We start from the raw sequence: 12,363 nt of genomic DNA, 5'->3' as shown, positions 1-12,363 counted from the left end.
CCGCATGGATACGCAGAACGAGCCCCTGGCGCGCGTCTCCAACGAGTTCCTGGACTACCAGTACCAGGTGCTCGGAATAGGCGAGCACATGCATTCCTCGGACGTGACCGAGATCTGCATCAACCGCCCCGGTGAGCTCTATCTCGAGACGGCGAAGGAAGGCTGGCTGAAGGCGGACGTGCCTACGCTGACGTTCGAGCGGGCACGCCAGTTCTGCACGTCCGTGGTCAACGAGAGCAATACCGGCCAGCGCATCACCGATATCGACCCGATGGTGTCGCTGACCTTCCCGACCGGTCAGCGCGCCCAGTTCGTGATCCCGCCTGCCTGCGACGCGGGCAGGGTATCGATCACCATCCGCCTGCCGGCCAAGTTCAGCAAGACGCTGGAGCAGTACGAGCAGGACGGGTTCTTCGACGAGATCCTCGAGCAGCAGCAGGTGCTCGGCGACCACGACCAGGAACTGCTGGAGCTGCGCCGCAGCCGCAACTACGCCGAGTTCTTCCGCAAGGCGGTGCACTACCACAAGAACATCGTGGTGGCCGGAGCGACCGGCAGCGGCAAGACCACCTTCATGAAGTCACTGGTCAACCACATCCCGGACCAGGAGCGGCTGGTGACCATCGAGGATGCGCGCGAGCTGTTCATCCGGCAGCCGAACGTCGTGCACCTGCTGTATTCCAAGGGTGGCCAGAGCGCGAGCAACGTCACCGCGAAGAACTGCATGGAGGCCTGCCTGCGCATGAAGCCGGACCGCATCATCCTGGCCGAGCTGCGCGGCGATGAGTCGTTCTACTTCATCCGCAACTGCGCGTCGGGCCACCCGGGCTCGATCACCAGCTGCCATGCGGGCAGCACCGCGCAGACGTGGGACCAGTTGGCGCTCATGGTGAAGGCATCCGCCGAAGGTGCGGGACTGGAGTTCGAGGTGATCAAGCGCCTGCTGAAGATGACCATCGACATCGTCGTGCACATCAAGGCGCATGCGGGCCGTCGCTACATCACCGGCATCGATTTCGATCCCGCACGCGCATTGGCGCCCTGAAGGGAAGCAAGCACATGAACGTCACGAACACATCGCGAGTCAGCCGGCTACCTTCCGCCGTTGGGAGGGTCTGCTGATGCTGCCTGGCATGGAGCTGATGGGCTGCACCGGGCTGGCGGTCCCGCCGACGGTGATGGAACACGTCGTGAAGGTCGAGTCCTCGTTCAACCCCTACGCGATCGGCGTGGTGGGGGGGCGGCTGGCGCGGCAGCCACGCAACCTGCCCGAGGCGCTGTCGACCGCACGCATGCTGGAAGACCGCGGTTACAACTTCTCGCTTGGGCTGGCACAGGTCAACCGCTACAACCTGACGCGGCAGGGTCTGGACAGCTACGAAAAGGCATTCGACGTCTGCCCCAACCTGCAGGCGGGCTCGCGCATCCTGGCCGAGTGCTACTCGCGTTCCGGCAAGGACTGGGGCAAGGCCTTCAGTTGCTATTACTCCGGCAACTTCACCACCGGATACCGCCACGGCTACGTGCAGAAGGTGTTCGCATCCTGGCAGCGGACGGCCGGGAACGATGCCGCGCCCGCCATCGCGGTCATCGATCGCCGTACCGCACCGAAGCCCGGGGGCACCACCCGCCGGCCGGCCGCAGCCGCCGTTTCGTCGCGCGTCGCGCGGCGCGTCGAAGAGGCGCGGCCGGACCGGGTCGTCGCATCCGCTGCTGTTGCGGCGACACGGCCAGCTCCCGTGCCGACACCGCTCCCCGCCGCGGCGCCCGCATCGCCGGCAGCCTCACCAACTGTCGCGAAGGCTTCGGCCGATGCACCCGTCCTGGTGCAGGCGTATCACCAGAACACCACCGTGGCGCCCTCAGCGCCACCGGTCGTGCAGACATCCGGGAGGGATGACGCTTTCGTCTTCTAGCAACACCCGCCAGGGATGGCTTAACGGCACGCGAAAGTGCCATCCACCGTTGCAACCACCAATGGGGTCTACCATGAACAACACGCATGTGATGCAAGCCAAGCAAGTCTCCGCCGCCCTCGTCATGGCACTGGTCGCTGTCGCGGCCCTGGCCATGCCCGAACTGGCGTTCGCCCAGGATGGCGAAGCCGCCGCAGGACGTGTCACCACGTTCTTCACCAACATCAACAACCTGCTCAATGTGGCCTCGATCGCTGTCGTGACGATCGCGGTGATCTTCGCGGGCTACCAGATCGCCTTCAACCACAAGCGGATCGGCGATGTGGCGCCGGTGCTGATCGGCGGATTCCTGATCGGCGCCGCGGCGCAGATCTCCCGGATGCTGGTGCCCGAAGACGTCACCTCCGGCACGACGATGCTGGTGGTCCAGATGCTGGCCAACCATGCATAAGAACGTGCTGTTCAGAGGGTGCACGCGCCCGCCGATGTTCATGGGGGTTCCTTACATACCCTTCACGATCGCGGCGGGTGGCTGCCTGCTGCTCACGTTCTACTTCAACATGTTCTGGCTGGCCCTGCTGCCGGTCGTCATTTTCATCATGCGGCAGATGGCGCGCCGCGACGAGATGATCTTCCGGCTGATCGGCCTGCGTTTGCAGTTCCGGACCAGGGTCCGGAACGTGCGCCATCACGAAGGCATGTGGGTGTTCACGCCCAATGCCTACCGCCAGCGTTTCGACGATTCGATTCCGGACTGATCCCATGCTCGCGCCCGACCTGTCCATCGCCGAGTTCATTCCGCTGTCCGCCCATGTGTCGCCGCACGTGGTCAAGACGACGGGTGGCGACTTCCTGTTGACGTGGCGGCTGGACGGCCTGCCTTTCGTCGGGCGCGAGGAATGGGAACTGGAGCATCGCCACAACACGTTCAATCGCATGCTGCAGACCCTGCGCGCGCCGGACTTCGTCAACGTGGCGTTCTGGGTGCACGATCTGCGGCGGCGTGGACGTGTCCGCCAGGGGGCACGCTACGGTCAGGCGTTCAACCAGGAACTCTCGGACGGGTACTTCGATGCGCTGTCGTCGCAGAAGATCATGCAGAACGAGTTGTACCTCACGATGATCTACCGGCCCATCGTGATGGGAAAGAAGTTCGTCGAGAAGTCGGCCAGCATCCCGCGCCTGCAGGCCGAGCAGGAACAGGCGGTGGGCAAGCTCTTGGAACTTGCCGGCAACGTGGAAGCGGTGCTCAAGGATTACGCGCCGGTCCGGCTGGGCATGTACGAGTCCGACGCCGGCGGCGTGTTCTCCGAGACGCTCGAGTTCTTCGGCTTCCTGCTCAATCGTATCTCGGAGCCGGTTCCTGTGCTGCGCGCGCCGCTGTACGACTATCTCGCCGTCAGCCGGCACATGTTCTCGTCGAAGACGGGCGACTTCGTCGTCAGTACGCCCGACGGACAGAACCACTTCGGTGCCATCCTCAACATCAAGGAGTACACGGACGGCACCTGGCCCGGCATCCTCAACGGGTTGAAGTACCTCGACTTCGAGTACGTCATCACCCACTCGTTCAGCCCGATGGGGCGGCAGGACGCGCTGAAGGTGCTGGATCGAACCAAGGGCATGATGATCTCGTCAGGCGACAAGGCGGTCAGCCAGATCGCCGAGCTGGACCATGCAATGGACCAGGTGGCTTCCGGCAATTTCGTCCTGGGTGAATACCACTTCATCATGGCGCTGTATGCCGAAGACCAGCAGCGCCTGTCGCAGAACCTGGCGGTCGCCCGTGCCGAGCTTTCCAACGCGGGCTTCGTCTCGGCCAAGGAAGACCTGGCCGTCTGCTCGTCGTTCTACTCCCAGTTGCCGGGGAACTGGCGCTACCGGACGCGGCTTGCGAACGTCAGTTCCCTGAACTTCTTGGGCCTGTCGCCGCTGCACAATTTCGCGACCGGCAAGCGCGACAACAATCCGTGGGGCGACAGCGTCACCGTGCTGCAGACCACCAACGGGCAGCCGTACTACTTCAACTTCCACGCCACCCATCCGGCCGAGAACTCGCTGGGCGAGAAGGCGATCGCCAATACGATGGTCATCGGCAAGTCGGGCACCGGCAAGACGGCGCTGATTAACTTCCTGCTCAGCCAGGTGCAGAAGTTCGACCCGGTGCCGACGATCTTCTTCTTCGACAAGGATCGCGGCGCGGAGATCTTCGTGCGCGCCTGCGGCGGCAACTACCTGGCGTTGGAGAACGGACAGCCGACCGGGTTCAATCCGTTCCAGTGCGAGCGCACCGACGCCAACGTGCAGTTCCTCGCCGGCCTGGTCAAGGTCCTGGCGGGCAAGGCCCATTACACCGCGCGCGAGGACGAGGACGTCTTCCGCGCGGTGGAGGCCATGCTGGACATGCCGCTGCACCTACGCTCGATGACCAACTTCCAGAAGAGCCTGCCCAACATGGGCGACGATGGCCTGTACGCACGCCTGCGCAAGTGGACGGCGGGGAATGCACTGGGTTGGGTCTTCGACAACCCCGTGGACACCATCGACCTCAGTCGCGCCAGCATCATCGGGTTCGATTACACCGACGTCATCGAGAATGCCGAGATCCGCGTGCCGGTGATCAATTACCTGCTGCACCGGCTGGAGGAACTGATCGACGGCCGGCCACTGATCTATGTGATGGACGAGTTCTGGAAGATCCTCGACGGCGGCGGCGCGCTGAAGGACTTCGCGAAAAACAAGCAGAAGACGATCCGGAAGCAGAACGGCCTCGGTATCTTCGCCACCCAGAGCCCGGAGGATGCGCTGGCCAGCGACATCTCGGCTGCCCTCATCGAACAGACGGCCACGCTGATCCTGCTGCCCAATCCGAACGCGGCACGCGAGGACTACATCGACGGCCTGAAGCTGACCGATGCGGAGTTCGAGGTGATCAAGAGCCTGGACGAGCGCTCCCGTTGCTTCCTGGTCAAGCAGGGTCACGCGTCGACGGTCTGCCAGCTCAACCTGCGCGGCATGGACGATGCGCTGGCGGTGATCTCGGCCAGCACCGACAACATCGAGATCATGCACAGGATCGTCGACGACGAGGCGCTTCGCCTCGGCATCGACAAGGCCGACCTGCTGCCCGAGCAGTGGCTGCCGCGCTTCCAGCAGGAGCGCAAAGGGTCGCGCACCCGCCGGGAAGCGCCTGTTCCATCGTCTCCACGGGAAGACCGCTCCACCGGCCCGCGCGCCACGCGGCCCACCTACTCCAGCATCCAGCGCTGACGGATAGCCGAGGACATAACCATGAACCAGCCGACATCGCATACCGCCACCTGCATCGCCATCGCCCTGCTGATCATGGGGCTCGGTACCGCTGCCAGCGCACAGGCGCAATGGCGGGTGGTAGACAACGCCGCCAACACCAAGCTCCAGGACATGAACGGCCGCATCGGCACGACGAGTGCGAACGGCAATGGCAACGGTACGGTGAACGGAAACCTGCGTGAGCTGTACCAGCAGCAGGTCTTCGAATCGTTCAACGGCAACAACGACGACAGCAAGGCCGCGCCTGAGCCGGAGGAGAAGCTTCAGCACGCGCAGCCGACCCAGAGCGGCGTCAACATGAATGCCGACAACCGCTGCAAGCAGGCCAGCAGCGGCATCGCCCAGCAGCAGTACCAGCTGTGCCGCGAGATCGTGAACACGGAACTGGCGAAGTACAACTACTCGCTGAAGATGTACGACGTCACCACGCAACGCCAGCGTTACCTGGACGAGCTCAAGCGGCAGCGCGGCAACATCCGCAGCCATGAGGTCGGCAAACTGCAGGACAACACGAACCGCATCCTGCTGCTCATGTCGCAGATGGAGATCGATCGCCAGCAGCAGCAGACCTACATGGATGCCTACGTCGCGCGCATCGGCTACCTGCAGGAAGCCAGCAAGACGCTTGCGCAGCAGGCACTGGACGGAAAGGGAGACACGTCAGGCGGACTCGGCGGCATCATCGGCGGCGCAGTCGGCATCGGCACGTTGAAGCTAGCGCTGGATGCCGTGCAGTCCACGCGCCGCAACTGACCTGATCGGGACACGGGCAGCGACGCAGGATGCGTCGCCGCCATACGAAGGAATGAAACATGGTGCACTTGCCTTCATTGGACAACGGGCTCGCCTTCCTGCTGAGGAGCATGGAGGCGGCGATAGGCGCCGTCGAGCGCTGGGCGTTCTTCCGCCTCATCTTCGATTGGGTGGACGAGGAGATCAGCGTCTTCCGCGACAACCTGCTCGGTGCGATGGCCGAGTGGGTGGGCGGCGTGGCCTTCGTCCTGCTGACGCTCTGGGTGCTGTTGCAGGGGTATCGCATCGTCACCGGCCAGTCGCGGCAGTTCATGATGGAGCTGGTAGTCAAATCGCTGAAGTGGGTGTTGATCATCACGGTGGCCACGACCTTCGCGCTGGGCAGCAGCAGCATCCATCAGCTGCTGACCGACGACATGCCACGCACCATCAACCAGCTGGTGACCAACGAGGACGAAGGCCCGGAAGACACCATCGACGACAACCTGCAGCAGATGGAAGCCGCGATGGTGGCCATCGATGCGCTGTACACCAGCTTCGATGAAACGCTGCAGGCAGCCAAGACCCGGACCATGTGGTTCACCGGCGTGGGCGTCGCAGGACCGTCATTGATGGGTGGCGCGATCCTGTTGATGTACAAGATGGCGATGGCGCTGTTCGTCGGTTTCGGGCCGTTCTTCATCCTGTGCCTTGGATTCGAACAGACGAAGGGCATGTTCCAGAAATGGGTCTGGTACGGCATCGGCACGATGTTCTCGCTGGCGGTACTCAGCTTCACGGTCTCGATGATCTCGAAACTGCTTGGGGCGGTCGCAGGCGCCTACGTAGCCCAGTACCTGGTGGCGCTCGCGGCACAAGCGTCGCCACAGGGTGTGAGCAGCATGGCCATGCAGCAGGGCGGACTCGGCCTGCTGATGACGCTGTTCCTGGTCACGGTGCCACCCATGGCCGCCGCGTTCTTCCAAGGGACGGTCGGTCAGTTCATGGCGTACAACGCGTTTGGGCAAGGGCAGGCGATGCAGCCCGGACAGGGTAGATCGATGTATCCGACAACACAGGCGCCCATTGAGAGGGCGGATGCGGGCGCTCCGTCCGCGGCAGCACAAACATCGTCGAGGACGTACTCATGAGACTCCGAGGTTTGATCTTGTGGAGATGCGCGTCCCTCGGACTTCTGATGTGCGGGGCCAGTGTGTCGGCGCAAATGGCTTGCCCGCAAGGAGTAACTCCTGGTAGCTCGCAGTGCCTGCCAACTGGCGCGCCGGGAGAGCAGGCAGCGCCGCCACCCCGCTGGCGCACAACCTGGGGTGCCATGGCGGAAGACGAAGAGAAGGGGTATGTCGGAACCTCGGTAGGCCAACTGACGAAAGCAGCGGCAAGACGCGAAGCGAAGAGAAAGTGCGTCGCGATGGGTGGGATCAACTGCAAGCCTGCGTACGATTACAAGAACAGTTGTGCTGTCGTGGCAGAGCCAATCGACGCCGCAGGTAGTTCCATTGCCTACTATCAAAATGGCAAGGACATCGAGGAGGCTTCCAGTCTTGCGCTACCGAGGTGCGGCGCACTTAATGGCAGGCCTTGTAAGGTCAATTACTCGAACTGTTCCCTTCCAGTGCTGGTTAACTAGAGCGGGACATGATCGGTCGTCGCGCATGTCATTCCCGGATCTTGATGGCTGGCGTTGCTCTGGCTGCCGGTAGCTCTTCTGCCTTCGCGCAGACAGCCTGCCCGCAAGGCGTGACGCCGGGAAACTCCCAATGTTTGCCTACGGGTGGAACTACTGCGCCTCCTGCTCGCGCGCCACGCTGGATGCTTACGTGGGGGGCAATGGCAGAGGATGTTCTTTCTTCAAAGGTGGGAGCGTCGACGGGTGAGTCTTCGCGTAGCTCCGCTCAGAAGGCGGCTGTAAGGAAGTGCGAGTCAATGGGCGGAAAAGGCTGCAAGGCAGTTTTCTCCTACGAGAACACCTGTGCCGTGATTGCGGAGCCCGTGGAACTGCAGGGAAGGATGGTCGGGTTCTACCAGGATGCTCCAACGATAGAAGAGGCGAGTCGACTGGTTCTTCCCATTTGCCGAAATGGAAATGGCGGGCATGAATGCCGTGTCATCTACTCGAATTGCACGGCACCGATTCTACGGCGATGAGGCCTTCATGCGGAGGAGATTCAGTGGTGTCGAATCAACGATGGATGGCCTGTCTTCTCGGATTTCTGTTGATCTCAGGAACTGCATGCAGTGACGCCATGGACAAGAAACAGCGGCCCCAATACAAGGAAAACCCCAGCCCGGTGCAGGCGTACCGGTTTCGCATGCACATACACGACGCGCCCGGCCCCCTCAAGGTGACGGTCAGCGCGACGCAGCACGACGTCGTCACCCCGGCATGCCTGCCCGTGCCAAATGACAACCCGGGAGGCCATCTTTCCCCGGTCCCCACCCATGACATCCCGTTTCAGCTGGAGCGCGTCTCGGATACCGAATACACGGGCATTTTCCATGCGGATGGGATGATCGATGAGGACTACCACGGTCGCGGTATCTGTCGATGGGCAGTGATCCAGGCGCAGGTGCAACTGAAGGCAAGTGGCGCTGATGGCGAGACCCGGTTCATCGTCAGCCTGGACAAGGATGAACTGTCCAGCGGTGGCGCCAAGACGGTCTACTACTGGAAAGGCGGCTATCCGCGCTCCTCCCTGGAAGATTTCCCGGACTACGGAGTGACGAGCAGGAAAGACATCCGGGAAGACCTGCGGGGGGACCTCTTCTCCGTCTCGATAACCGCCGCGGAGGCCGGGCGATGAGACCTGGATCGCATCAGTACACCAACCTCACGGAGCACAGCTACGATCGCGCATGTGACGTGCGACAGCTCGTGGGCAAGGTGGTCGAAGTGGAAGGTGGGAAGTATAAAGTCCTCCGCTTCGTGGACAGTGCGCGAACCGGCCATCAAGGAACGATCTATCCGCATGTCGAAAGCGATGAGGAGGCGGTCGCACATCAACAACAGGACGTTCATCGCCAGCCGCTCGAGCCGCAGACGCCCGCAGAGCTGACGCGATGAGGAACTCGTCATGACGACCTCCCTACGGCCCGTGCGCAGGCCTACGTACCTGCTCGCGATGTCCCTTCTTTTCCCTACCGCATGCAGTGGTGCCATGAACAGCCAGACCAGCCCGCAATTCACCGAGAATCCCGCCCCGCGTCAGGCTTATCGGCTGACGCTGCGTATCGAGGGCGCACCCGGCCCGCTGGAGGTGGTGTCCAGCGCCGCCCAGTACGATGTCGTCAACAAGGAGTGTCTGCCGCCGCCGAAGGACAATCCCGGCGGTCATACCTCGCCCGTGCCGACGCACGACATCCCGTTCCGTCTCGAGCGCGTGTCCGACAGCGAGTACAGCGGCACGTTCTACACCGACGGCATGGTCGACGCCGAGTACCACGGCCGCGGCGTGTGCCGATGGGCGCTGATCCAGGCGCAGGTGCAGCTACGCGCGCCGGGCGACCAAGGCGATACCCATTTCATCGCCAAGCTCAACGGAGACGAGCTGCCGCAGGGCGCGCCGAAAGCGTTCCATTACTGGAAGGCACGCTATCCGAGGGAAGCCGGCGCGGAAGGCTTCCGGGATTTCGGCCAGCCGGACCTGCAGAAAGTGCCGGTAGACCAGCGCGATGAGTTCTTCGGCATCGTGCTGACCGCCAGGGAGGCCTGATCATGGGACTCACCCCACAGCAGTACGCCCATCTGGCGGACCACAGCTACGATCGTGGCGGGCAGATGCACGATCTGCTCAACAAGGACGTGGTGGTCGGCGGCGAGCGCTATCGCGTGGTGGACTACGTCGACAATCCGCGCACGGGTTACCAGGGCACCATCTACCAGCATGAAGGCAGTGGTGCGGTGGTCGTGGCCCATCGTGGCACCGAGTTCGGTCGCGAGGCGTTCCGTGATGGCGTGATCGCCGATGCGGGCATGGTGTTCACGCGCACCAACAGTCAGGCGGGCGATGCGGTCGAGCTGACGCGTCGCGCCGTCGAGTACGCCGAACGAATAGGGCGCGAGCCTGGCAGGACCGCTCCCGAAGTGACGGTCACGGGGCATTCGCTTGGCGGCACGCTGGCGCAGGTATCAGCGCACCACTTCGATCTGCGCGGAGAAACATTCAATGCCTACGGCGCGGCCAGTCTGGACCGGCGGATCCCGGAGGGAGGCGATCGCGTCATCAACCACGTGATGGCCGTGGACGCCGTCAGTTCCGCCAGTCCCCACTATGGCCAGGTGCGAACCTACGCGATGGCGCAGGAGATCGAGACCCTGCACCGGACGGGATACCACGACAACATCGTCCGTGATCTCCTGCAGCGGGATATGCCGCTGACCGCATCCGTGATGTCCGGCGGCTCGCACAGCATGCACAACTTCCTGCCGGTGGACGGGGATGGCCGGCCGGATCGTTCCGCGTTGGAGGATCCGAATGCACGACGACTCGCCGAGGAACATCGTCGGATCATCGCGGACTACCGCGACGATGTCGGCGACCTGCGTCGTGGCGTCACCGTGACGGCACGCGGTCCCGTCGGTCTGGTGCTGGATGGAATCGATCATATCCGTGGCCCGCTGCCCGCAGGCGAGCCGGCGGCGCGCGGTGAGCGTCAGCGCACCGGTCGCACATCACAGGTCGACACGCCACGCCAGGGCGATGACGCATCACGCAACGCGTGGCGAGCGAATCCCGACGTGGAGATACTGCTGACGGCGGCACGCGATCGCGATCCCGCAGCGCTGCAGCTGGCGCAGGGCGATCTTCAGGCGTCACCTGCAGGCCAGGCGTGGCGGGAGCGGATGGAAACGCATCAGCGCGAACTGGCGTCGCAGGAGCGCGCACCGAACCTCCAGGCGGAGCCGCGGACGCCGACGCCGATGGACGTCGCACGTTGATGCTCCCGACGGAACGCAGGAAAAGAGTGTCCATGCACTACGAGGAACGTAGCCATGAAACGAGGAATGAAGTTCGTCATCCCGCTGGGCCTGCTGGTGCTGTTCGACCTCAGTGCGCAGTCCGGTGCGCAATCCAGCGGCTACTACCAGCGGCTGTACTACCGCATGGATGATCCCTTCGTGTTCTGCACGCAGGGGCAGGACATCAAGCGGAATCCCGCGCCATGCTGGAAGCCGATGCCACCGTTCACCGGTGCGTACATGATGATGCCTTACTGCCGGCCACCGAATCCCTACGGCAAGGACTGGACGCAGGACGACACGATGTCCCTCCGCCAGTACCTGAGCGTGTGTCCGCAAGCCATCACCTCGGGACGGTGGGAGGGAGGGGGGCGCCCCGAATACAGCCCCATCAGCCACTGATGCCGACGACGATCCACGAAGAGCCGCCGCGTCAACGAATCGAAATGACCACATGAGGTTTCAGCACATGAAACAGCTTTCCTCCCTGCTCCTGGTTTCGATGGCGGTGCTCGCCGGTGGCTGCGATGCGCAGGCGCCACGAGCCGCAGATGCGACGACCCAGGATGCAGCCCCCCAGAAGAAGGATCAGGACATGTCAGAGCTGAAGCCGCCCTCCGCGGACAGCGTGTTGTATTTCATCTACCAGCGCGACGGCGACGGTGCGGTCAGCTACAAGATCGATGGCGGTGCCACGGTCAGCTACTGGTATGGCCATGCGTTCGACCTGAAAGGGAAGCACTACTTCACCGGCTTCGGCAGCAAGAGTCAGGGCGAAGGTCCGGAAGGTGACAACGGCATGATGGATCCGGAGCACGTCGCCATTTCCCAGGCGACTTTCACGCGCGTCGAGAAGGACGGCACGGCCGAGTGGTCCAAGCCTGATACGGACGGGTATGTCGGCGAGTTCGGCAGGATGGGGCGGCCAGAGCAGGTCGATGATTCGCGCAAGGCGCAGTCGTTCACCACCGGCGACGGTCGCTACCTGCTGGCGGTGCCGACCCTGGATTTCGTGAATGGTACCGATGTCCGCATGTTCAGCCTGCTCCTCTTCGATCCCGACAGTGTGGACAAGCTGGGCTTCAGGCAGTGGGGGTATCTGGGCAGCATTCCTGTCGGCGACGACAACAGTGACGCATGCGATGGCGGGGAGGTCATGCCATGTGTCGCCAGCGCCGGGACGCTGACGTTCGAGCGCGCGGGTGAGGGCCTGCCAACCCTGAAGGTGTCTTCCAAGGGCACCACCATCGCCTCGCCCGGGAAGGTCCGCGACATGACCAGCGCGGATGACGTGGTCTACACCTTCGACGAGACGAGCGAGCGCTACAAAAAGTAGTCCGATTTCCAGTTGACCGACTTGCATCAGGCCCACGGAGGGGCCCGGTTGACGTCCTGCGACCGCCCGGTCGCGCACATCAGCAAAGG

Annotated in this window: 13 protein-coding genes; all 13 read left to right on the top strand. The window is 63.3% G+C overall.

The genetic code is table 11. The features are described from left to right. Positions 1 to 4 precede the first annotated feature (4 nt). The 13 genes from virB11 to IB230_RS07545 all read left to right on the top strand — a co-directional run bounded on the left by virB11 (position 5) and on the right by IB230_RS07545 (position 12,274). Positions 5 to 1,045: a P-type DNA transfer ATPase VirB11 gene (gene virB11 / locus IB230_RS07615; RefSeq protein WP_192270573.1), complete on the top strand. Its 1,041-nt coding sequence runs from the start codon at positions 5 to 7 to the stop codon at positions 1,043 to 1,045. A gap of 76 nt (positions 1,046 to 1,121) precedes the next feature. After that, entirely contained in the window at positions 1,122 to 1,916 is a 795-nt protein-coding gene (locus IB230_RS07610; RefSeq protein ID WP_192270571.1) for a lytic transglycosylase domain-containing protein, read from the top strand. A 73-nt stretch (positions 1,917 to 1,989) separates the two neighbouring features. Further along, positions 1,990 to 2,367, top strand: a complete 378-nt coding sequence (locus IB230_RS07605; protein ID WP_192270569.1) for a TrbC/VirB2 family protein — start codon at positions 1,990 to 1,992, stop codon at positions 2,365 to 2,367. Beyond that, positions 2,360 to 2,674 carry a VirB3 family type IV secretion system protein gene (locus IB230_RS07600; protein ID WP_192270567.1) on the top strand — a complete coding sequence of 105 codons (315 nt, stop codon included), beginning with the start codon at positions 2,360 to 2,362 and terminating at the stop codon, positions 2,672 to 2,674. The genes IB230_RS07605 and IB230_RS07600 overlap by 8 nt, the downstream gene beginning before the upstream one ends. A 4-nt stretch (positions 2,675 to 2,678) precedes the next feature. Beyond that, positions 2,679 to 5,186, top strand: a complete 2,508-nt coding sequence (locus tag IB230_RS07595; RefSeq protein ID WP_192270565.1) for a VirB4 family type IV secretion/conjugal transfer ATPase — start codon at positions 2,679 to 2,681, stop codon at positions 5,184 to 5,186. Between the two features lie 21 nt (positions 5,187 to 5,207). Beyond that, positions 5,208 to 5,981 (top strand): hypothetical protein, encoded by a 774-nt coding sequence (locus IB230_RS07590; protein ID WP_192270563.1) that lies wholly within the window; start codon positions 5,208 to 5,210, stop codon positions 5,979 to 5,981. 59 nt (positions 5,982 to 6,040) lie between these two features. Then, positions 6,041 to 7,111, top strand: a complete 1,071-nt coding sequence (locus tag IB230_RS07585; protein ID WP_225589248.1) for a type IV secretion system protein — start codon at positions 6,041 to 6,043, stop codon at positions 7,109 to 7,111. 1,113 nt (positions 7,112 to 8,224) lie between these two features. Beyond that, positions 8,225 to 8,782 carry a hypothetical protein gene (locus IB230_RS07570; protein ID WP_192270559.1) on the top strand — a complete coding sequence of 186 codons (558 nt, stop codon included), beginning with the start codon at positions 8,225 to 8,227 and terminating at the stop codon, positions 8,780 to 8,782. Positions 8,783 to 8,853: 71 nt separating this feature from the next. Continuing rightward, positions 8,854 to 9,042, top strand: coding sequence for a hypothetical protein (locus tag IB230_RS07565; RefSeq protein WP_192270557.1), 189 nt, complete (start codon positions 8,854 to 8,856; stop codon positions 9,040 to 9,042). A 94-nt stretch (positions 9,043 to 9,136) separates the two neighbouring features. Then, complete coding sequence (locus IB230_RS07560; protein ID WP_192270555.1) at positions 9,137 to 9,691, top strand: hypothetical protein; 555 nt, start codon at positions 9,137 to 9,139, stop codon at positions 9,689 to 9,691. Positions 9,692 to 9,693: 2 nt separating this feature from the next. Beyond that, positions 9,694 to 10,917, top strand: a complete 1,224-nt coding sequence (locus IB230_RS07555; protein WP_192270553.1) for a lipase — start codon at positions 9,694 to 9,696, stop codon at positions 10,915 to 10,917. A 54-nt stretch (positions 10,918 to 10,971) separates the two neighbouring features. Next, complete coding sequence (locus IB230_RS07550; RefSeq protein WP_192270551.1) at positions 10,972 to 11,340, top strand: hypothetical protein; 369 nt, start codon at positions 10,972 to 10,974, stop codon at positions 11,338 to 11,340. A gap of 67 nt (positions 11,341 to 11,407) precedes the next feature. Then, positions 11,408 to 12,274 (top strand): hypothetical protein, encoded by an 867-nt coding sequence (locus tag IB230_RS07545; RefSeq protein ID WP_192270549.1) that lies wholly within the window; start codon positions 11,408 to 11,410, stop codon positions 12,272 to 12,274. The last annotated feature ends 89 nt before the right edge of the window (positions 12,275 to 12,363 follow it).

The sequence above is a fragment of the Pseudoxanthomonas sp. PXM01 genome, from assembly GCF_014851815.1.
Lineage (GTDB): Bacteria > Pseudomonadota > Gammaproteobacteria > Xanthomonadales > Xanthomonadaceae > Pseudoxanthomonas_A.
This window is presented reverse-complemented; position numbering and strand designations above follow the sequence as displayed.

Bases quoted from the DNA above. Each gene is read 5' to 3' on its own strand.
- virB11 (WP_192270573.1), top strand. From the start codon at position 5: ATGGATACGCAGAACGAGCCCCTGGCGCGCGTCTCCAACGAGTTCCTG.
- IB230_RS07610 (WP_192270571.1), top strand. From the start codon at position 1,122: ATGCTGCCTGGCATGGAGCTGATGGGCTGCACCGGGCTGGCGGTCCCG.
- IB230_RS07605 (WP_192270569.1), top strand. From the start codon at position 1,990: ATGAACAACACGCATGTGATGCAAGCCAAGCAAGTCTCCGCCGCCCTC.
- IB230_RS07600 (WP_192270567.1), top strand. From the start codon at position 2,360: ATGCATAAGAACGTGCTGTTCAGAGGGTGCACGCGCCCGCCGATGTTC.
- IB230_RS07595 (WP_192270565.1), top strand. From the start codon at position 2,679: ATGCTCGCGCCCGACCTGTCCATCGCCGAGTTCATTCCGCTGTCCGCC.
- IB230_RS07590 (WP_192270563.1), top strand. From the start codon at position 5,208: ATGAACCAGCCGACATCGCATACCGCCACCTGCATCGCCATCGCCCTG.
- IB230_RS07585 (WP_225589248.1), top strand. From the start codon at position 6,041: ATGGTGCACTTGCCTTCATTGGACAACGGGCTCGCCTTCCTGCTGAGG.
- IB230_RS07570 (WP_192270559.1), top strand. From the start codon at position 8,225: ATGGACAAGAAACAGCGGCCCCAATACAAGGAAAACCCCAGCCCGGTG.
- IB230_RS07560 (WP_192270555.1), top strand. From the start codon at position 9,137: ATGAACAGCCAGACCAGCCCGCAATTCACCGAGAATCCCGCCCCGCGT.
- IB230_RS07555 (WP_192270553.1), top strand. From the start codon at position 9,694: ATGGGACTCACCCCACAGCAGTACGCCCATCTGGCGGACCACAGCTAC.
- IB230_RS07550 (WP_192270551.1), top strand. From the start codon at position 10,972: ATGAAACGAGGAATGAAGTTCGTCATCCCGCTGGGCCTGCTGGTGCTG.
- IB230_RS07545 (WP_192270549.1), top strand. From the start codon at position 11,408: ATGAAACAGCTTTCCTCCCTGCTCCTGGTTTCGATGGCGGTGCTCGCC.